The organism is Aquimarina sp. AU119, assembly GCF_900312735.1.
GTDB lineage: Bacteria > Bacteroidota > Bacteroidia > Flavobacteriales > Flavobacteriaceae > Aquimarina > Aquimarina algiphila.
Map to the genome: position 1 here is coordinate 205629 of NZ_OMPF01000035.1, position 20967 is coordinate 226595.

A 20967-nucleotide genomic window follows, 5' to 3' on the forward strand; every position below is an offset into this window, starting at 1 on the left:
AGATTTACAAATCCTTATTCGATAAGATTAGGATTCAACCATTTCTTAGCATACTCAAAATCTATATTTTTTCGGACTGCAAAATCTTTTACCTGATCTTCTTTTATTTTTCCTAATCCAAAATATCGAGCTTCGGGATTCGCAAAATAGTACCCAGATACTGATGCTGCCGGCCACATAGCAAGGCTTTCTGTTAACTCTACTCCTATGCGTTCTTTAACTTTTAGCAATTCCCAAATTGTTATTTTCTCCAAATGATCAGGACATGCAGGATATCCTGGAGCAGGACGAATACCTTTATATGCTTCTTTGATCAGTTCTTCATTACTCAATACTTCATTATCAGCATATCCCCAATCTTCTTTACGAACTTTTTGATGTAAATATTCTGCAAACGCTTCTGCTAAACGATCTGCTAATGCTTTAATCATTATAGAATTATAATCATCGTGATCGGCCTCAAAAGCAGTTGCAAGTTCTTTTGTTCCAAATCCTGTAGTTACACAAAAACATCCCATGTAATCCTGAATACCACTTTCTTTTGGAGCTATAAAATCAGACAAAGCAAAATTGGGTTTTTGTGCATGTTTTTTTAATTGCTGACGTAATGTTCTAAATGTAACATCTCCTTCTTCTGAAGAAATATCTATATCATCATCATTTATACTATTAGCTTTAAATATTCCATACACTGCTTTGGCTCCTAATAATTTTTCATCAAATACTTTTTGTAACAATTCCTGCGCGTCATTAAACAAGGAAGTTGCTTGTTCGCCAACTATTTCATCTGTTAAAATAGCAGGGTATTTACCGTGCAAATCCCAAGATCTAAAAAATGGAGTCCAATCAATATATGGCTCTAATGCTTGAAGGTTTTGATCTTCAATTGTTTTAATTCCCAATTCATTTGGCGCTACAATTTCAGAAGTTTGCCAGTCTATGCTATATTTATTTTTTCTAGCATCATGGATACTTAGGTATTCTTTTTGTTTTGTTCTCTTTAGGAATCCTTCTCTAAATTTTTCATAGTCTTCTTTTAGGTCTCCTACATATTTTTGGTTACTTCTTTTGTTTAATAAGTCTCCTACAACTGTTACTGCTCTCGAAGCATCATTTACATGCACTACAGCATTCTTGTATTGCGGATCAATTTTGACTGCAGTATGTGCTTTGGATGTGGTTGCTCCTCCAATGAGCAAAGGGATATTAAAATTCTTACGCTCCATTTCCTTTGCCAGATATACCATTTCATCTAATGAAGGTGTAATCAAACCACTTAAACCAATAATATCTACCTGTTCATCTATTGCTGTTTGGATAATTTTTTCTGGTGGTACCATAACACCCATATCAACAATCTCATAATTATTACATCCTAGAACTACTGAAACAATATTTTTACCGATATCATGTACATCCCCTTTTACAGTAGCCATTAATACTTTACCTGCATTTTCCTGACCATTAGAAGATGTTGGATTTTTCTTTTTTTCTTCTTCAATATAAGGAAGTAAATGAGCTACCGCTCTCTTCATAACCCGAGCAGATTTAACAACTTGAGGCAAGAACATTTTCCCTGATCCAAATAAATCTCCCACTACATTCATTCCTGTCATCAGGTTTCCTTCTATTACTTCGATAGGTTTATCTGCATTTTGTCTTGCTTCTTCAACATCTTCAACAATATATTGATCTATACCTTTTACCAACGCTCTGGTAATTCTATCTTGTAATGGTTCTAGCCTCCATGAAAGATCTACAGTTTTTTCTTTACTTGTTCCTACTACCGTTTCTGCAAAATCTAATAAACGTTCTGTAGCATCATCTCTTCTGTCTAAAATTACATCTTCTACATATTCTAACAGATCTTTAGGAATATCATCATAAATCTCTAACATGGCGGGGTTGACAATACCCATATTCATTCCTGCCTTGATAGCATGATATAGAAAAACTGAGTGCATAGCTTCTCTAACCGTATTATTTCCTCTAAAAGAAAAAGAAACATTACTTACTCCTCCGCTAACACTACAATGTGCAAGGTTTTCTCGCACCCATCGTGTTGCTTCGATAAAATCAATCGCATTTCTACGATGTTCATCCATACCCGTAGCAACTGGAAAAATATTAAGATCAAAGATGATATCTTCTGGTGGAAACTTTACTTGATTAACAAGGATATCATAGGATCGTTTAGAAATCTCTAAACGCCTTTCATAATTATCAGCTTGTCCGACCTCATCAAACGCCATAACAATGACTGCAGCGCCATATCTTTTGACCGCTTTTGCGTGTGCTATAAATTCTTCTTCACCTTCCTTAAGGCTAATTGAATTCACTACACATTTTCCTTGTACTACCTGTAATCCAGCCTCAATGATTTCCCATTTAGAGCTATCGATCATAATAGGTACTCTGGCAATATCTGGTTCTGCCATAATAAGATTTAAAAATCGTATCATCGCTTCTTTACCATCAATCAATCCGTCATCCATGTTAATATCGATAACCTGCGCTCCTCCTTCTACTTGATGCCTAGCAATATCTAAAGCCTCATCAAATTTTTCTTCTTTCACCAAACGTAAAAACTTGCGTGATCCTGCCACATTTGTACGTTCGCCTACATTGATAAAATTGGTATCGGCAGAAACAATCATTGGTTCTAAACCAGAAAGTTTCAAATATTTCCTTTTTTCCTGCTTACTCATATCCTATACTACAGCTCCAATAGTTCTCGGAGTATAATTTTTAGCTAAATCTGCTATTGCTTTTATATGTTCTGGGGTTGTCCCACAGCAACCTCCAATAATATTTACCAAATTTTTATCCATGTATTCTTTTATCTGTGCTGCCATCTGCTCTGGAGATTCATCATACTCTCCAAAGGCATTTGGCAAACCGGCATTTGGATGAGCGGATACTCCAAAATTCGTTTTTTGCGCCAATACTTCTAAATGCGGAGTTAATTGATTCGCACCTAATGCACAATTAAATCCTACTGTTAACATAGGAATATGTGAAACTGAAATCAAAAAAGCCTCTGCTGTTTGACCTGATAATGTTCGGCCACTGGCATCAGTTATTGTACCACTTACCATAATTGGCACCTCTATATTCCTTTCATCTTTAACTTCTTCTATAGCAAAAAGTGCTGCTTTGGCATTTAAGGTATCAAAAACAGTTTCTACTAATAAGATATCAGCTCCCCCATCCAATAATCCTTCTACCTGTTGTTTATATGCTATTCTTAGTTCATCAAAAGTTACTGCCCTAAATCCGGGGTCATTAACATCAGGAGACATACTTGCTGTTCTGTTTGTTGGACCAATAGATCCTGCTACAAAACGGGGTTTATGAGGTTCTTCTTTTGTAAATTCATCAGCTACTTCTTTTGCTATTTTTGCAGATTGATAATTTAATTCATAAACTAATTCTTCCATTTCATAATCTGCCATAGCAATGGTTGTCCCCGAGAATGTATTCGTTTCAACAATATCAGCTCCTGCTTCAAAATACAATCTATGCACTTCTTTTATTGCCTCTGGTTGAGTTATACTAAGTAAATCATTATTTCCTTGTACAGGGACTGGCCAATCTTTAAATCGTTCTCCTCTAAAATCTTCTTCTGTAAATTTATGACGCTGTAACATAGTTCCCATAGCTCCATCAAGCACAAGAATTCTTTCTTCTAATATTTTTTGTATGTCTTTCATTTCTCAATATTCATTTTTTAAATTCCAACTACTGCTAGAATACTATTTTATAATCCTATTATAAAACACTATAAATAGGTTTAGCGTAATCAAATAGTATGCGTTCAAAACAAGTAAAATATATCAAGAAAATAATGGAAAAAATATAGCGAGGCTATGCATCTTCGTTATCTAGTCCTTAAACGGATAGAATGTAGCACCTTCTTTAACAGATAAAGGGTTGCTAAGGTTTCATAGGGTCTATTCCCTCCACCTTTCTTGATAACATTTAAATAAATTTATGAACGATTATACAGTCTAGCTGCAAATACTATACAAAGTAAAGGTATAGCCCTTTGTTTTGCAAGTTTATTTACAAATTTCACACTTAAATAAAAAAGTAACTTAATCAAAAAATAGTTTTTGACATCATTTAATTGAGTTATTCTCAAAAATCAATAGCAAACTCTTGAAAATTTTCTTTTAAAACATCAAAAACAAAATATTTCACAAAAAATACTCCAAAAAAAGAAGGTGTTTAAAAAGTTAAACACCTTGTAACAACTCAATATTTTATCTTACCTCCAGAGTTTTGAGCCTCCAAACCCTCCTGTATTATGCCCTAGAGTTATGTAATTTGGACCTTCTACGAAGCCTCTTAAAATCCCAGTACTATTTGCATTTCCTTTAGGAACATCTGCCCAATCTAACCATAACTGACTATAGAAACGGCTTCCCCAAGCTATATTGGACCATGTAGGTCGACCGTTTACAAAATTACGTTCTCCAAACCAAACCACCTGGTTACCTACCTGTCTTATATAATAAATCCCTCCATCATTTCCAACCCAACGACCTGTGATATCATTACTATTATTTACAACACCAAATCCGGCAGGACGTGGTGGTGGTAAATAAGAAGGTCGAGTAGTTTTGGTCCAAGAAGAGCCTCCAAAATTATTACCTGACACCTTCGTAAAGCCGCTTCCAAAACAACCTATAGACAATGTTAAACTTCCGCTTCCCGCGATTCCTCCTTTTGGAACATCATAAAAACTTCCAGTAATTGTTTTTCCACTTACATTCCCTTTGAAAACATTGGCCCAACTACCTGATGGGTGTTCTCCAAACCAATATATAGTATTACCAATATGCCGTACATAATAATGTCCCCCATCGTTAGCGTAGTAATACCCTGATAAATTTGGTATTATTGAACACCAATCAATACCAATAACATCAATACTGATCCCTTTTTCTTTCAAATAATTTTCTTTCTCTTTGGCTAGGAACTCTTCTTGTATCGTGCTTGAATCATTTAACTCTTCTTCAAAAAGTGATTCTTTTTCACAATTTGTAAACACAAGAATACTTCCGAGTAATAAGATTGAAATATAAAATTTAGATTTAAAAAAAATTGCCTTCATTGTCTTTTGATTTTAAGATTGGTCGAATTTTGATATGATTAGATATTTTGCTTCATCATTTTTATTGAAGCTCTGGAAATAAATTATCCAGACTCAAATGTATCACACTCAAATCAAGCATGTTAGAGATAAAAACCCTTTTTTTATTCGTGTATTACCGGAATCAAAAAAGGGCATACAACTTATTGTAAATAAGCTATATACCCTTTTAAAAATTTAACATAATAGTACTTAGATTTCATTTACATCATAAGCACACACTACACAATACTTTAAGATTAAAAACAATTGGTTTTAGTCTTAAAAATTTTTTTTATCTAAAATTTAGGCGTTCTATTGTTTCGTTTCCATTCATGTTTATTCTTAAAAAATAATTACCATTACTCAGGTTTTTGGGTCTTTCAAACACTTTCAAATCATGGTTCCCTGCTTTAAAAGTTCCTAAATCACTCTTTAATAATTCACGTCCCGCTACATCATATAATGCAACTGAAATTTTAGTTTCTTCGATTAATTTAAAAGCCATATTTAATGCACTATTGGCATTTATTGGATTAGGATAAGTTGAAATATCACCTTTAAAATTAGTTTCGCTACTACCAGAACTATTAGATTTACTTAAGCCATCGATAACAAATTTTTCCCATGCACCTATTGCATTTCTATTACAATTAATTCCATTATTACTTCCATTTTCGTGGCTCACATATTTTCCATTATTACCCTTGATTGCATACACATTACCTCCTTGAGGAACTAATGTAAATTTCTCCCATGCTCCTACAGCATTACGATTACAATTCATAGTTTTATTTCCGTTCTCTGAACTTACGTATTTTCCATTATTACCTTTAATACTTACGGTACCATTACCTTCAGATTTAACTATAAACTTTTCTTGCGCTCCTGCTGAATTACTAACAGCCCGCATAGATCTATTTCCGTTTTCTGAACTAACAAACTTGTTAATAGATTGCCCCTTTATAGTTACAGTTCCATTAGAAGGCCCTGGATTTACAGGTCCGCTATTTCCATTAACTAGCTTATAAGAACGTACCCAGTCATAGTAGGTTGTACGATTAGCCGCTGAATCATTCATACCATCGTTACCTGCTTTTGGAGGGTTCCAATCATATGTTTCTACAACCATTCTTAAATACATTGGAAGGTTAAAGTCTGCAGCAGGTGTAATTTTAAACACAAATTTACCATCTAAATAAAACAAACATTCTTTTGCATTTTTCCACCATACCCCATAAGTATGAAATCCTGCATAAGCTGGCTCACCGATATCTGCTTTATTTCCTCTAATACCAACCGGAGTGCTATTACATGAAGTACCTCTACTATGAGTATTTGCATTTAAAGTAACAATATTCCTATTGATCCAAGATTGTCCACCGGTATTACGTCCAACATTTTCGGTCACATCTAATTCTGTTGTTCTGTAATCACAACCCGTAAATTCATTCCTTTTATTAATAAGCCAAAAAGTTGAAGACATAAAAGTTTTATTAGCTTTCATTCGGGTTTCATAGTACCCATATTGATTTCTCATCTTTGATCTTACCAAGCCTCCACTATGAGTCCATCCGCCAAAAGGATTCGATTTTTTTGAAGCTGAAATTTTAAGATTTCCGTTTGAAACAGATACTGAGGAAGTTTCAAATCTAGCTGGTCGTCTACCTTCCCATTGTGGATCGTTTACCGCCCATTTCGAATTGTTCAAAGAAGAACCATTAAATTCATCAGACATAGCTTCTATTTTTTCCCACTTTTTTCCGTTTGGAGGTGTTGGTTGAGCTATTGCTTGTAGAAATCCAACAATGCATAGAATTAATAAAATTTTGTGTTTTAGATTTTTCATAACTGTTAGTTTTTGTGTTAAATATGTTTAAGTTGTAATAAAGTTACTAATCAACACCTCTAACCAACCACAACATATGATCAGAAAACAACAACATGTAATTTATTATTTCTACAAAATATTAACACTAAAAATGAACATTGAACAAAAAAAATACTCAAAATTTCACAAAAATCGTTGAGTATTATTAGATTTGATTATACCATAACTTCATATCTATATTATTAATTACCAAATTTTTTAGACTACATAAGAGGTACATTCTATTCAAAAAAGGATACATACGGTATACATTTTTATCCAATGCTAATTAAAACTTTGATTTTCTTAAAGATTCTTTTTCTTTTACACCTCACTCTTTTTCTTTAATTAAATCCTGAATTACTGAAAACCATTTGTTTATTTTTTGTTTTTCGGCAAAAAAAAAGATGTTACTTTTTTTAGAAAATTGATTTAATACTATATCCGTAACAATTAAATTGCAAAGTATGTCTTTATTAAAACCAGAGAGCATTACATCAAATCTCAACATTTACATTATAAATAATATTTACATATATGTCAATGAGTGAAATAACACATAAAAAAAGCTGGTGGTATCGAAATTGGAAATGGATACTCCCAACTACAGCAATATTAGCTTTTATCTTCATATTCTTCATTATGACTGGAGATGCCATTTTTAGATATGGATCTGTATACGTGCAGCCTTCTCTTGTAAATAATGCCATAGAGATCGCTAAAGAAAATGACCTAGTTATTGAAAAACTAGGTGAATTATCGCCTCATGATTTTTTTCGTCTATTAGAAGGAGAGGTTCAATATCTGGATCATAATAATGGGATAGCTATAACTGTAGGCATCAGAAGTATTAATGGTAAAAAAGCAAAACTAGATATCATTGCCTATCAAAATGGGCAAGATTGGGAGTATCAAAAAATTACTATAAGAATTAAAAAACCAATAAAAGAAACTATCAAAATTTTAGAAAGATAACAACGTTTTTTAAGTAGATAAAAAGGGTGTAATATAATTACACCCTTTTTTGTTTGCTGAGAATTTAATTAAACATTAGGCGATCGACCGTAACTACATCATTCATTTTTATTTTTAAAATGTATATTCCTGAACTTAATTTGTTTGATCTTGTAAATAATTCCAAATCATGATTACCTGCGTCAAAAGTTCCTAGTTTATTAGATAATACTTTATGGCCAACCGCATCATACAGATCAATAGAAATTTCGGTTTTTTCTCCTAATTTAAAGGCCATATTTAATGGGTTATTTATCTCTATTGGATTAGGGTACATTGCGATTTCATTTTTGACATCCTTGACATCTTTTATATTAAGTTGATTATTTTTAACCCCAAATGCAATTGTAAATTTTTCCCAGGATCCTAAACTAGATCGACTACAAGTCATTCCTCCACTTCCATTTTCAGAACTCAGGTACTTACCATTACTTCCCTTAAAACTATAGACATTATTGCCATGGTGGATCAATTCAAACTTTTCCCAAGCTCCAACATTTCCTCGGTTACAAAACACATCTTTTAACCCATTTTCAGAACTTACATATTTTCCATTATTTCCTTGTAGTGATACTTGATCGTTTCCGTTAACACTACCTAACACATTCATTGTAAATTTTTCCCAACCTTGTACTGAAGAACGATTACAGGTCATCGCTTTATTTCCATTTTCTGAGCTTACATATTTGCCATTATTTCCTTTAAGAGAAACTTTGGACCCACCACCAGGGTTAGGATTTGAATTTCCGGTTTTTCTCCAGGTACGTACATAACTTACATACATATCTCTTTTAGCACCATTAGTTACCTCTGCTTGAGTAGGCCAGGGTTTCATCCAATTATATGTTTCGGCATCAATCATCATATATTGAGGATCCTGGGGACTATTGGTTATAACTTGTTTTTGAAATACTCCATCCAGATAAAAGCGGACGGTGTTAGAATTTACTATCCAAACACCATAAGTATGGTAAGAATCACTAACTGTCCCGCTAGATAATATAAACTTATTGGGTTGAGGTTGATCATTTGTAAAATTAGGTTGGGGATTATGGATATTAGTGTGCATTTCTCTTTCTTGACCATTCGTCAACCCCCCAAAGGCTTCCTGAACATCAATCTCATCTGCTCGATTATTAGCATCTAGGTCATTATTTGCAAACCAAAAAGCAGAACCCATTCGTAAACTATTAGCCCTAAATTGACATTCTGAATACATCCCTACTTTCATAGCCTTGCCAGTACTATGTATTGATCCAGTTCTCATGTAATTGGTTGATCCTCCAACCCAAGTAGCCCTTATTACTAAAAGACCATTACCTGATAAAAATGCATTATTTGCGCCACCAAAAAGTGCTGGAGATCGTCCTCCCCACCATGGATGCCCATATTTCCATTTTCCAGTATTTAAATTTGAACCATTAAACTCATCTGTTAGCTCATTTACTACTGTCCAGTCGCTTGCATTTTCACCGGGTGGTTGCGCATATCCTATAGAAAATATAAACAAGCCCAGAATACATAATAATAATCTAATAAATTGTGTAGTTTTCATAATTCATGTTGGTTTTTGTTAGTAATTAAAAAATCTTACCACAATTTAACCATTTCATAATCAGACCAATACCACAAATGATTTAAGCTCACTAAAACATATGATTAGAAGCGTGACATCATCTTAATATCAGCTATAAAACTACACTTAATTTACAGACACCATATTACCTCGTTTAATGAAACCAAAACTGTTTAAATTGAAACTATAATGGATGATACAAGTAAAACGACAATTCAAAAAAATAAAAAAAGTTATACAACAAATGATTCTTTTTTAAATAATTGCAGTTTTTACTACCCACAATAAAAAAACACTATATATTAACATTATTACAGCAATAAAAATAACAATTAAGTTAAATCAATGTGTATTTCTTAAAATAAAATTGTATCAAAGGTGTAAAAATGACCTTTAATCTTTTTTGAAGATGTTTTAATTCTTTTTCTAGACAAGAAAGTGAAGAGTTTCACAACCTTCTCAGGGAGCCTATTTATGATTCTGGTGCAAGTTCTATCTCCAATCCATCAAGTTCTGGAGTAATCGGAATCTGACACCCCAATCTACTATTATCTTCTACATAAAACGCCTCTGCTAACATCAAATCCTCATCTTGTCCCATTTCTGGTAATTCGTGATCTGACAAAACATAACATTGGCAAGATGCACACATTGCCATACCTCCACAAGTACCCTCTACAGGAAGTTCATATGCTTTACAAACCTCCATTAGGTTCATAGCCATATCAGTTGGTGCTAATACTTCGTGCACTGTTCCTTCTCTATCTGTTATCTTTATAGTAATATCTGACATAACTGCTTATTTCTATACAAAATATACTTAAAAACCTCATAATTTGCTATGACAAACTATGAGGTTCAAAAATAAAATATTATCTTTTATACTATTGCTTTTACCACTTCTTTTTTGGCTTCTTTTTTGGTACCATCAAATCCTTCTACACCCCCTACAGTAGTATATTTCATTACATATTTCTTATCAGGGAAAATTCTCTGATACGCACTTTGACACATAATTGCCGCTTCATGAAAACCAGAAAGGATCAATTTAAGTTTTCCTTTATATGTATTCACATCTCCAATAGCATAAATACCCGGGATATTAGTTTGATAATCATAAGAATTATCTACTTTAATTGCATTTTTTTCAATTTCTAATCCCCAATCTCCTATAGGGCCTAGTTTTGGTGAAAGACCAAATAACGGGATAAAATAGTCTGTATCTACATGAATATCTCCTTGTGTTTTATGCTTAATTCCTACGCCTGTAATATGATCTTCTCCTTTTAGTTCTTTAACCTCAGCTTCGGTAATTAGGTTTACTTTTCCTAGCTTGGTCAATTCTGCAACTCTCTCTACAGAATCTAATGCGCCTCTAAACTCATTACGTCTATGTACTAAAGTTACTTCACTTGCTACATCTGCTAAGAAAATAGTCCAATCTAATGCAGAATCACCACCTCCAGAAATTACAACTCGTTTATCTCTATACACTTCTGGATCCCGAATGATGTATGCTACTCCTTTATCCTCAAAATCTACGATATTAGGGATAGGTGGCTTGCGTGGTTCGAAAGAACCTAATCCTCCTGCAATAGCTACTACCGGAGCATTATGCTGTGTTCCTTTATTGGTAGTAACCAAAAATGTATCATCTTCTAACTTCTCGATAGTTTCTGCTCTCTCTCCTAAGGTAAAACCAGGGTTAAAAGGTTTAATCTGTTCCATAAGATTATCTACCAATTCTCCTGCAAGAATTTCAGGGAATCCTGGAATATCATATATTGGTTTTTTAGGATATATCTCTGAACATTGCCCACCTGGTTGTGGTAAAGCATCTATAAGATGCGTTTTTAACTTCAGTAATCCTGCTTCAAATACAGTGAATAATCCTGTTGGGCCAGCTCCGATTATTAAAATATCAGTCTTGATCATTTTCAACTTCTTTTTTTCCTATTAATCCTTTGGTAAATTCGTTTAGTGTTTCCACCTTTTCTTCGAAATCACCTTTTATTGTTTTTCTATATTCGTTTAAATTCTTAACTAAGTCATCAATGTTTTCTGGAATTATTTCTTCAAAAAACTGACGTAATCGTTTTGCGGTAGTGGGTGACTTTCCGTTAGTCGAAATAGCCACTTTGACATTACCTTTGGTTACAATTCCTCCCATATAAAAATCACAATACGGAGGATTATCTGCTACATTAACCAATTTACTTTTCTTCCTACAGTCTCTATACACTTGGATATTAACCTTAGGAACATCAGTAGTAGCTATCACAATGTGTTTTCTTTTCAAAAACCGTTTATGATATTTTTTTTGTATCATTTCTATTCCAAATCTTTCTGCTAATGCTATTGTACCTTCTCTAAACATTGGTGATACTATAGTTACCTGTGCATCCGGACTGGATTTTAATAAGAACGTAAGTTTTTCTTCAGCTACATTTCCTCCTCCTACAATAAGTACTTCGAGGTTTTTAACCTTTAAAAAAACTGGGTATAAATTATTTATTTCTTCCATTTTATTCCTAACCCAAACTATTAAGATACAACTTCTTCTCGTATCTCTTTATAAATTGAAGCTAGTTTTGCTCTTTGACTTACCACATCACCTATTACAATTATTGCAGGCGATGATAGTTTTCCTTCTACAACTATCTTTTCAATTGTATCTATAGTACCTAATCCAAACTTCTCATTTTCAGTGGTTCCATTCTGAATAATCGCTACTGGGGTGTCTTGTTTTTTTTCTGCGGCAAAGATACTAACTATTTCACTCAGCTTACCCATTCCCATTAAAATTACCACAGTTGCATTTGATTTTGCTGCCAGATATACATCTTGCGATAATTTATGTGATTTTGTTGTTCCTGTAATCACCCAAAAACTCTCTGAAACTCCTCTTTTGGTCAATGGAATTCCTTGATAAGCCGGCACTGCAAATGATGATGATATCCCAGGAACCATATCAGTTTCTATATCAAATTGCTGTACATAATCAATCTCCTCTGCTCCTCTACCAAAAATAAATGGATCCCCTCCTTTCAATCTCACTACATGGCCATAGTTTTTTGCTCTATTTACAATTAATTCATTAATCTGTTCTTGCTGATAAGCATAGCACCCTTTTCGTTTCCCTACAAAAATCTGTTCTGCTTTTGGTGCATATTTTAACAACGTTTCATTTATAAGAGCATCGTATAACACCACATCTGCTGATTCTAAAGCTTTAATAGCTTTAAGCGTAATCAAATCAGGATCTCCCGGACCTGCTCCTACTACGGTCAATTTTGGTATTTTATTACTCATTATTTATGATTTTAATCATTTGACCTCATTGAAATTATTCCTAAGAAGTCGATCAAATTTACAGCTTTATGCGTTTTCTACTTCAAGTGTTCTAAATTCTTGCACTTTCTGTAAAAATTGCTCTGCTTTTTTGATATAATCCACTGCAAAATCCTTACTTGGTGCATTTTTCTGAATTTGATATATTAAATCTGCAAACGTACCGTCCAAATTTATCTTTCCATTGGCTACAAATTCATCATCAAATTGGTTTATAATACTAGCATGAGTATTTGTTTTCTTATTCTCTGCCAATAACAATGCTTTTGCTGAATTTACTAAAGAACTATATGCATGATAAACGGCATCAGAATATATTTCATTTTCAAAAGAGAGTTTTGCATTTTCAATTTTCTCTTCACTTTCTAAAAACAAAGTAGCAATTAAATCAATAACAACTCCTGCACATTCTCCAATCCCAATTGCTTTAACATAATTTTCCTCTGTCCCCCAATCAATAAAATCTTCTTGAGTAAGGTTATCAGCATTGGATAGGTCAGTAAGTAAATCATAGAAATATTTCTCCCCTTTATCAGCATAATATGCTACAAATGGCTTTCCATTTGCATTTGCTTCAAAGTCATTTAATATTCTTCTTAATGCCTCTGGTCCTCTTCTGCTAGGAATTTTTACTACTTTATCAGCAAACTTTCCTTTTCCATCACCTAGATTACCTCCTCCTAACAACACTTGTAATGCTGGAGCTACTAGTTTATCTTTGGTACGTATAGACATTCCCTGGAAGCCTATATTTGCCATATTATGCTGTCCACAAGCATTCATACATCCACTAATTTTGATAACCAAATCTTCTTTCTCAAGATATTGAGGGTATTCAGTTTTGATTACTCGTTCTAACTCTTCTGCAATACCTGTACTACTCGCGATACCTAAATTACACGTATCTGTACCAGGACAAGCGGTAATATCCACAGCTTTATTATATCCAGATTCTACGAATCCTAATTTTTCTAGTTCCTGATAGAAAAATGGTAATAAATCTTCCTTTACAAAAGGAATCAAAATATTCTGACGTAAGGATAGACGAATCTCTCCAGCTGCATATTTCTCTACAAGATCAGCCAACAATCGAGCTTTATCAGTATAAAAATCTCCCAATAATACTTTTATCCCTATTGCAACATATCCTTGTTGTTTTTGAGAGATCACATTAGTGGCTTTCCATAACTCAAAAGCTTTTTGATTTTTAATATCTACATGTGGAGCTTCAACCGCTACAGGAACAGAAACTTCATAAGCATCAGCATCAATTGCAACTGTTTTTTGTTCGATTGCATTTTGTTCTGCTTCTACTAATTCTTTGAATGCTTCTAAACCAATATCTTTTAGTAAAAATTTCATTCTAGCTTTAGCTCTACTCTTACGTTCTCCGTGGCGATCGAATATTCTCAATACCCCCTCCATTAGAGGAATGATCTTATCTGTTGGCAAAAAACTATATAATTCATCAGCGTGTCTAGGTTGAGAGCCTAATCCTCCACCCAACATCACTTTAAATCCTCGAACTCCATTTTCAATTTTAGCTATAAAACCTAAATCATGCATGTAAGACAAACCTGTATCTTCTTCTGTTCCAGAAAAGGACACTTTAAACTTACGTCCCATCTCCTGACAGATCGGGTTTCTTAAAAAGAAACGAAACAATGCATCTGCATATGGAGATACATCAAAAGGTTCTTTGGGATCAATCCCTGCAGTCTCTGAAGCAGTTACATTACGTACCGTATTACCACATGCTTCTCTTAATGTAACATCATCTCTTTCTAGCTCTGACCAAAGCTCTGGGGTTCTATTCAAATCCACATAATGAATCTGGATATCTTGACGTGTTGTAATGTGTAATCTTCCTCTAGAATATTCATCAGACACTTCACAGATACGCCTTAATTGGTTACTCAACACCTTACCATAAGGTAATTTAATACGAATCATTTGCACTCCTTCCTGACGCTGACCATATACTCCACGTGCTAAACGAAGGCTTCGAAATTTTTCTTCATCTATCTTACCCTTATGGAATTGCTCTATTTTATTAGCTAATTCTATAATGTCTTTCTGAACAATCGGGTTTTCTATTTCGGTTCTAAAACTTTGCATCTTTTTTTTCGTATTTCTATCCTTAAAAAAGGACATAGTTATGACTTTTGTATGATGGTTTTATCTATTAAAAAATCTTGTTTTTTTCTTCTTCTTATAATAGAGAAAAAGCTTTTTATTTATTATTCTATAAAGCCTACTCCAGAAGTATTATTGGTTTGTGAATCTATTAATATAAATGACCCTGACGCTTTATTCTTACTATAAGAATCAACCGCTAAAGGTTTACTCAATTGTATCTGAACTTTCCCTATTTCATTTAAGCTCAAGGAATTTTTTGAAATATCTTCTCCAGAAAAATCGGTAGCAATAGTCCCACTTATACTTTTTACTTTTGCCAGGATTCGACTGCTTCCGCTTTGTAGAAAATAATTAGTTCCAGGGTTAAGATCCTTACTATCCATCCAACAGACCGTAGCTGTCAAAAGTTTTTCTACTCTTGGTTTTTCTGATGATTTTACAATCATATCTCCACGACTAACATTTACATCATCCTCTAGTGTAATTGTGCATGAACTTCCTCTACCGGCAGTATCAAATTTTTGATCAAAAAAGTAAATTTCTTTTACTTTTGATGTAGTCAATGAAGGTAAAATAGTGACTTCATCTCCTATAGAAAGGTCTCCACCGTACAATTTTCCTGCATACCCTCTAAAATCATGAAATTCATCTTTTTTAGGACGAATTACTGTTTGAATTGGGAAACGTACCTGTGCTTTTTCATAAACATCTTGTGCGTCCAGTTCTTCTAAATGTTCTAATAATGTTTGACCAGAATACCAAGGTGTTCTTTCTGATTTATCTACTACATTATCTCCTTGTAGAGCACTTACAGGAATAAAAGTTATATTTTGCTCTTTATAATCGCTTTTTGCTATTAGTATCTCAAAATCTTTTTTAATTGCTTCAAATTTTTCTTGAGAAAAATCTACCAAATCCATTTTATTAATAGCCACTATAACATCCTTAACTCTCAATAAATTATTAATAAAAAAGTGACGATATGTTTGCTCTATAACTCCTTTACGAGCATCTACTAAAATAATCGAAGCCTGAGAAGTTGATGCCCCAGTCACCATATTTCTGGTATATTCTATATGGCCCGGTGTATCAGCAATAATGTAACTTTTCTCTTTTGTAGAAAAATAAATATGTGCTACATCGATCGTTATTCCTTGTTCTCGTTCTGCCACTAAACCATCTGTCGCCAATGAAAAATCCAGATAATCAAATCCATTAGCTTTACTCCTGGTTTCGATTGCTTCTAATTTATCTGTAGTTAATGATTTTGTATCATATAAGATACGACCAATTAAGGTACTTTTACCATCATCTACACTTCCTGCTGTTGCTATTTTTAATACGTCCATAGCTATTATTATTTCTCCTTTGGGAGTAGTATTCTTTATTATTTATGATCAATATTTAAGTTCCAGTCTTCATTTCGACGAGCTCAATGTGTCAAACCGAAATAACAAAAACAACTTTTAAAAATATCCTTGTTGTTTACGTTTTTCCATAGCTGCTTCGGATCGTTTATCATCTATACGAGCTCCTCGTTCTGAGATTGTTGATTGTCTAATTTCATCAACAACTTTGTCAATTGTGATTGCATCTGATAGCACTGCAGCTGTACAAGACATATCTCCTACTGTACGAAACCTAACCATTCGTTCCTCTACCACCTCATCATCTTCTCTATACACCACATCATCTTCTGCTGACCAAATCATACCATCCCGAATAAATATTTTACGTTTATGTGCAAAATATATTGATGGAATTTCAATAGCTTCTTTTTGAATATAACTCCATACATCTAATTCTGTCCAGTTACTAATTGGAAACACCCGCACATTTTGACCTAAATCTATCTTCCCGTTAAGATGATCAAATAATTCTGGGCGTTGATTTTTTTCATCCCACTGTCCAAAATCATCTCTAACTGAAAATATACGTTCTTTGGCTCTTGCCTTTTCCTCATCTCTTCTTGCTCCACCTATAGCTGCATCAAACTTAAATTCTTCTAAAGCATCCAAAAGCGTTGTAGTTTGTAAACTATTACGACTTGCATATTTTCCTTTTTCTTCTATAACTTTACCTTGATCAATGGAATCCTGAACATTTCTAACGATTAGTTCTACTCCTAGTTCTTTGACTAATCGATCTCTAAATTCTATAGTTTCTGGAAAATTATGTCCTGTGTCAATATGTAATAATGGGAAAGGGATTTTTCCTGGGTAAAATGCTTTCTGAGCCAATCGCACCAAAGTAATAGAATCTTTTCCTCCAGAAAAAAGCAATACTGGTTTTTCGAACTGTGCAACTACTTCTCTAAAAATATAAATTGCTTCGCTCTCCAAAGGATTTACCTTAAGAACAGATGCCCCAGCTAAGTTACCCGCTGATCCATTTAATTGTTCTACTTTCTTTTCTAGTATTTCCATTCTTATCTTTTTCGTAATTTATTAGTTAGTATGTAACCCACACTCTCTATTTTCTAATACTTTTGTAGGGTCAAAATATTTGAATTCGTTTGGTAATTTGTTTTCCTCTAAATACACATCTAATTCTTCATCACTGTAGTAATAAAAAGGGCTTACTTTTAAAACACCATCTTTTCCAACACTTAAAATATCCAAAGAATCCCGCAATGCGGTTTGTCCTTTTCGAAGATTTGTAAACCAGACATCAGGAGCAAAATCTGACATTGCTCTTTTAAAAGGTTCTAGCTTTACCTGTTCTGTAAAAATCTTATGTTTAGGATCGTCAATATCTGGAATTCCCATCACTACATCTCTGTGCGCTGTAGTTTGTTTTGGAACATACAATTTGACGTTTAAGCTCAGTAAATCAATGACATTCTCTGCATGCTTATATGTATTTGGTGTATTGTACCCTGAATCACACCAAATCACCGGAATATCAGGCAGTGCTTCTGAGCAAACTGCAAGAATAGCCGCTTCATATGGTCTAAAATTAGTAGTAACTACAGGTTTTTTTGCATTTAAAATCGCCCATTGTGTAATTTCTAAAGGTGTCTTATCCCTTAGTGATTTATTAAGATTTGCTATTTCTTTTTCTGTTAAGCTCATAATTCTCTTTCTTTTCTACTTCCCCCATTTAATTCGATTCCAAATTCTTTCATGAAAGAAATACAAAATCATTTTGGTTACAAAATCAATAGACGCTATAGAAGTAGCAAGCGCTATTTCTCCAGTTAAAATATAGGATACAATTAATGTATCTAATGTACCCACCACTCTCCAGCTCACTGCTTTTGCAATACTACGCAAAGGTTTCTCAGAAGTTTTATCATCCTGATATGTTGTTTTCTGTGTGGATACTTTATCTAATATCATTTGATCTACAATCATTTTTAAAAATTCTATTACCCTATCGGATTAGTAGATTATTAAACAAATGTATATATAAAATTTGTGTATTAGTCCAAAAGATTAAAAAAATCTTACTAAAACTCAATGAATTATGATATCTTTAATAAAAACCCCACTAGTTTAGTAGATTATTAAAGCGTTGATAGGATCATTGTATATAATAATGAATAATGATTTACTAAACTTTTACTAATTACCCTTAAAAACCCCATAAAAAAGAGTCAATTAAACAAAAGGAACAATATGATAATCAGCCTCTCGTTGAAAATTAAGTAGTAACTCAAAATATATGATCAAAATGAAAAAATTTGCAATGCTTTTATTTTTAGCAAGTACCTCGTTATTTTTTTCTTGTAGTAGCGATGATGATGCACCCACTGAAGTCGATCAAAATTTAATTCCCGGAGAATGGAATCTAACAGAAGTCAAGTCAGAAAATGGTAAAGTTTCTGCTACTATCCAAAATATTCCTGTAAGTGGTGATTTTACACTTACCGGAAAGGATTATACTGCTAAAGCAACTTTTACAGAAACTTCTGCGACAGATGAACCCAATACTTTTGTGAGTTCTGGAGGTTTTACAGCAGTTGCTACTATAAGCATCCCCACTCAAGACCCAATTGAATATGAAGAACCAATTCCTGATTTTATAGGAACTGGAGAATGGAAAACAGAAGGCAATATTCTAACTACTACTGTTGCTGGAGAAGAAGAGTCGTTTGAAATTGTTTCTTTGACTGCTGAAACTATGACACTTAAGATAACCATTAATGAAGACATAGAACGTCAGGGAATCACTTTTGCCGTAACAGGTGATCAAATTTTTACCTTAACAAAAAACTAACAACACTTTTATTTCTTAAACAAAAAAAGCTGAGCATCTGCTCAGCTTTTCTTCATATTTCTTCTAATGCTTGTTTTATATCCTGGATAATATCGTCAATATGTTCTAGTCCTACAGAACACCGTACCATGCCATTGGTAATCCCAACAACTTCTTTATCCTCATCAGCTAACTTACTATGTGTTGTAGACGCAGGATGCGTTACTATAGTTCTAGTATCTCCAAGATTTGCAGACAAAGAACACATTTTAATAGTATCAAAAAAAGTTTTCCCTGCCTGTACTCCTCCATTTACTTCAAAAGCAACAATATTACCACCTGATTTCATTTGTCGTTTAGCAATTTCATATTGCGGATGAGATTTCAAAAAAGGATACTTTACCCAATTTACTTTGGGATGTGCTTCTAAAAACTCAGCAAGTTTATATGCATTTTCACAATGACGGTCTACACGAACGGCTAATGTTTCTAAACTTTTAGACAACACCCAGGCATTGAAAGGTGATAATGCAGGTCCCGTATTTCGAGAAAACAAATAAATCTCTCTGATTAACTCTTTTTTGCCCACGGTTACTCCTCCTAATACTCTTCCTTGACCGTCTATCAACTTGGTAGCCGAATGTATAACAAGATCTGCTCCAAACTGAATAGGGTTTTGTAAATATGGAGTTGCAAAACAGTTATCAATAATCAAAAGTAGATTATGTTTTTTAGCAATTTTGCCCAATACCTCTAAATCCAGAATATCTACTCCCGGATTCGTAGGAGATTCTGCATATAGAATTTTTGTATTAGATCGAATTAAACTTTCTATTTTTTCCGTCTCATCTATCCTAAAATAACTTGTTTCTATATTCCATTTAGGAAAATACTTAGTAAACAATGAATGTGTAGATCCAAAAACAGATCGTGCTGATATGATATGATCACCTGCATCTAATAAAGCTGCAAATGTAGAGAACACTGCAGCCATACCTGTTGCAAATGCATACCCATCTTCTGCTCCTTCTAACTTACAAATTTTATCTACAAATTCTGTAGTATTAGGATTACTAAAACGGCTATACAGGTTCCGATCTTTCTCTTCAGCAAAAGCTGCTCTCATTTCTTCAGAATCTTCAAAAACAAATCCCGAAGTCAAATACATGGGTGAAGAATGCTCTAAAAACTGTGTTTTTTCGGTCTGTGTTCTGACCGCTTGTGTTTCAAAATTTGTACTATCTAGACTCATACTTCTTTATTATTTACTACTACTTTATATGCTATGGTAGCAGTAGGTTCTAAAGTTTTGGATACTGAACAATATTTTTCGAACGACAATTGAGCAGCTCTTTTTGCTTTTTCGGGAGCTATTTCCCCTTCAAGAAATACAGTTACTACTATATTTTTAAAAGGCTTTGCTCCATCAATTTCTTCACGACTACCATCCACTTCTGCTCTATAGTCTGTAATTTCTTGTCGTTGTTTCTTTAAAATTGATATTACGTCAATAGCACTACATCCCGCGACTCCCATTAACACATACTCCATTGGACTCGGAGCTAAATCATGTCCTCCAACCTCTGCTTTACTATCAATATGAGTCACATGTCCTCTTTCGTTTTTTAATTCGAAATGGTAATCGTTATCTATTCTTTTGAGCTGTATTTTCATTATTTC

General features: G+C 33.5%; 18 protein-coding genes and 1 riboswitch. Of the genes, 2 read left to right on the forward strand and 16 right to left on the reverse strand.

Features of this window, described 5'->3' with window-relative positions; translation table 11 throughout:
• Positions 1–14: 14 nt before the first annotated feature.
• From metH to DK442_RS25995, 4 genes are all read right to left on the reverse strand, one after another.
• Positions 15–2708, reverse strand: a complete 2694-nt coding sequence (gene metH, locus DK442_RS25980) for a methionine synthase (RefSeq protein WP_109438834.1) — start codon at positions 2706–2708, stop codon at positions 15–17.
• Between the two features lie 3 nt (positions 2709–2711).
• On the reverse strand, positions 2712–3713 hold the full coding sequence (locus DK442_RS25985; protein WP_109438835.1) for a homocysteine S-methyltransferase family protein: 1002 nt from the start codon (positions 3711–3713) through the stop codon (positions 2712–2714).
• Between the two features lie 164 nt (positions 3714–3877).
• A riboswitch (SAM riboswitch) is annotated at positions 3878–3981 on the reverse strand.
• A gap of 289 nt (positions 3982–4270) precedes the next feature.
• A complete protein-coding gene (locus DK442_RS25990; protein ID WP_109438836.1) occupies positions 4271–5119 on the reverse strand; it encodes a hypothetical protein in 849 nt (282 codons plus the stop codon).
• Positions 5120–5432: 313 nt separating this feature from the next.
• The gene (locus DK442_RS25995) at positions 5433–6986 is read right to left on the reverse strand and encodes a family 16 glycosylhydrolase (protein WP_109438837.1); all 1554 of its coding nucleotides are present in this window, start codon (positions 6984–6986) and stop codon (positions 5433–5435) included.
• Between the two features lie 564 nt (positions 6987–7550).
• Between DK442_RS25995 and DK442_RS26005 the strand changes: the two genes are divergently transcribed.
• Entirely contained in the window at positions 7551–7982 is a 432-nt protein-coding gene (locus DK442_RS26005; RefSeq protein WP_160114367.1) for a hypothetical protein, read from the forward strand.
• A 64-nt stretch (positions 7983–8046) separates the two neighbouring features.
• Here the strand turns inward: DK442_RS26005 and DK442_RS26010 are convergent, their stop codons facing one another.
• From DK442_RS26010 to DK442_RS26055, 10 genes are all read right to left on the reverse strand, one after another.
• Positions 8047–9576 carry a T9SS type A sorting domain-containing protein gene (locus DK442_RS26010; protein WP_109438840.1) on the reverse strand — a complete coding sequence of 510 codons (1530 nt, stop codon included), beginning with the start codon at positions 9574–9576 and terminating at the stop codon, positions 8047–8049.
• Between the two features lie 493 nt (positions 9577–10069).
• On the reverse strand, positions 10070–10390 hold the full coding sequence (locus DK442_RS26015) for a 2Fe-2S iron-sulfur cluster-binding protein (RefSeq protein WP_109438841.1): 321 nt from the start codon (positions 10388–10390) through the stop codon (positions 10070–10072).
• 86 nt (positions 10391–10476) lie between these two features.
• Complete coding sequence (locus DK442_RS26020) at positions 10477–11532, reverse strand: NAD(P)/FAD-dependent oxidoreductase (RefSeq protein WP_109438842.1); 1056 nt, start codon at positions 11530–11532, stop codon at positions 10477–10479.
• Positions 11519–12121, reverse strand: coding sequence for a bifunctional precorrin-2 dehydrogenase/sirohydrochlorin ferrochelatase (locus DK442_RS26025; protein ID WP_109438843.1), 603 nt, complete (start codon positions 12119–12121; stop codon positions 11519–11521). Before DK442_RS26025 ends, DK442_RS26020 begins: the two co-directional genes overlap by 14 nt.
• A 20-nt stretch (positions 12122–12141) precedes the next feature.
• A complete protein-coding gene (gene cobA, locus DK442_RS26030; protein ID WP_109438844.1) occupies positions 12142–12909 on the reverse strand; it encodes a uroporphyrinogen-III C-methyltransferase in 768 nt (255 codons plus the stop codon).
• A 66-nt stretch (positions 12910–12975) separates the two neighbouring features.
• On the reverse strand, positions 12976–15066 hold the full coding sequence (locus tag DK442_RS26035) for a HEPN domain-containing protein (RefSeq protein WP_109438867.1): 2091 nt from the start codon (positions 15064–15066) through the stop codon (positions 12976–12978).
• Positions 15067–15188: 122 nt separating this feature from the next.
• A complete protein-coding gene (locus DK442_RS26040; RefSeq protein ID WP_109438845.1) occupies positions 15189–16436 on the reverse strand; it encodes a sulfate adenylyltransferase subunit 1 in 1248 nt (415 codons plus the stop codon).
• A 117-nt stretch (positions 16437–16553) separates the two neighbouring features.
• The gene (gene cysD / locus DK442_RS26045) at positions 16554–17513 is read right to left on the reverse strand and encodes a sulfate adenylyltransferase subunit CysD (protein WP_109438846.1); all 960 of its coding nucleotides are present in this window, start codon (positions 17511–17513) and stop codon (positions 16554–16556) included.
• Between the two features lie 21 nt (positions 17514–17534).
• Positions 17535–18161: a phosphoadenosine phosphosulfate reductase family protein gene (locus DK442_RS26050; protein ID WP_109438847.1), complete on the reverse strand. Its 627-nt coding sequence runs from the start codon at positions 18159–18161 to the stop codon at positions 17535–17537.
• A 15-nt stretch (positions 18162–18176) separates the two neighbouring features.
• Positions 18177–18443: a DUF2061 domain-containing protein gene (locus tag DK442_RS26055; protein WP_109438848.1), complete on the reverse strand. Its 267-nt coding sequence runs from the start codon at positions 18441–18443 to the stop codon at positions 18177–18179.
• A 319-nt stretch (positions 18444–18762) separates the two neighbouring features.
• On the opposite strand from DK442_RS26055, the gene DK442_RS26060 reads away from it, so the two are divergent.
• A complete protein-coding gene (locus DK442_RS26060; protein WP_160114368.1) occupies positions 18763–19308 on the forward strand; it encodes a lipocalin family protein in 546 nt (181 codons plus the stop codon).
• Between the two features lie 52 nt (positions 19309–19360).
• Here the strand turns inward: DK442_RS26060 and DK442_RS26065 are convergent, their stop codons facing one another.
• A complete protein-coding gene (locus tag DK442_RS26065) occupies positions 19361–20539 on the reverse strand; it encodes a PLP-dependent aspartate aminotransferase family protein (protein WP_109438850.1) in 1179 nt (392 codons plus the stop codon).
• Positions 20536–20961 (reverse strand): OsmC family protein, encoded by a 426-nt coding sequence (locus DK442_RS26070; protein WP_109438851.1) that lies wholly within the window; start codon positions 20959–20961, stop codon positions 20536–20538. Before DK442_RS26070 ends, DK442_RS26065 begins: the two co-directional genes overlap by 4 nt.
• Positions 20962–20967: the final 6 nt, after the last annotated feature.

Bases quoted from the DNA above. Each gene is read 5' to 3' on its own strand.
- metH (WP_109438834.1), bottom strand. From the start codon at position 2,708: ATGAGTAAGCAGGAAAAAAGGAAATATTTGAAACTTTCTGGTTTAGAA.
- DK442_RS25985 (WP_109438835.1), bottom strand. From the start codon at position 3,713: ATGAAAGACATACAAAAAATATTAGAAGAAAGAATTCTTGTGCTTGAT.
- DK442_RS25990 (WP_109438836.1), bottom strand. From the start codon at position 5,119: ATGAAGGCAATTTTTTTTAAATCTAAATTTTATATTTCAATCTTATTA.
- DK442_RS25995 (WP_109438837.1), bottom strand. From the start codon at position 6,986: ATGAAAAATCTAAAACACAAAATTTTATTAATTCTATGCATTGTTGGA.
- DK442_RS26005 (WP_160114367.1), top strand. From the start codon at position 7,551: ATGAGTGAAATAACACATAAAAAAAGCTGGTGGTATCGAAATTGGAAA.
- DK442_RS26010 (WP_109438840.1), bottom strand. From the start codon at position 9,576: ATGAAAACTACACAATTTATTAGATTATTATTATGTATTCTGGGCTTG.
- DK442_RS26015 (WP_109438841.1), bottom strand. From the start codon at position 10,390: ATGTCAGATATTACTATAAAGATAACAGATAGAGAAGGAACAGTGCAC.
- DK442_RS26020 (WP_109438842.1), bottom strand. From the start codon at position 11,532: ATGATCAAGACTGATATTTTAATAATCGGAGCTGGCCCAACAGGATTA.
- DK442_RS26025 (WP_109438843.1), bottom strand. From the start codon at position 12,121: ATGGAAGAAATAAATAATTTATACCCAGTTTTTTTAAAGGTTAAAAAC.
- cobA (WP_109438844.1), bottom strand. From the start codon at position 12,909: ATGAGTAATAAAATACCAAAATTGACCGTAGTAGGAGCAGGTCCGGGA.
- DK442_RS26035 (WP_109438867.1), bottom strand. From the start codon at position 15,066: ATGCAAAGTTTTAGAACCGAAATAGAAAACCCGATTGTTCAGAAAGAC.
- DK442_RS26040 (WP_109438845.1), bottom strand. From the start codon at position 16,436: ATGGACGTATTAAAAATAGCAACAGCAGGAAGTGTAGATGATGGTAAA.
- cysD (WP_109438846.1), bottom strand. From the start codon at position 17,513: ATGGAAATACTAGAAAAGAAAGTAGAACAATTAAATGGATCAGCGGGT.
- DK442_RS26050 (WP_109438847.1), bottom strand. From the start codon at position 18,161: ATGAGCTTAACAGAAAAAGAAATAGCAAATCTTAATAAATCACTAAGG.
- DK442_RS26055 (WP_109438848.1), bottom strand. From the start codon at position 18,443: ATGATTGTAGATCAAATGATATTAGATAAAGTATCCACACAGAAAACA.
- DK442_RS26060 (WP_160114368.1), top strand. From the start codon at position 18,763: ATGAAAAAATTTGCAATGCTTTTATTTTTAGCAAGTACCTCGTTATTT.
- DK442_RS26065 (WP_109438850.1), bottom strand. From the start codon at position 20,539: ATGAGTCTAGATAGTACAAATTTTGAAACACAAGCGGTCAGAACACAG.
- DK442_RS26070 (WP_109438851.1), bottom strand. From the start codon at position 20,961: ATGAAAATACAGCTCAAAAGAATAGATAACGATTACCATTTCGAATTA.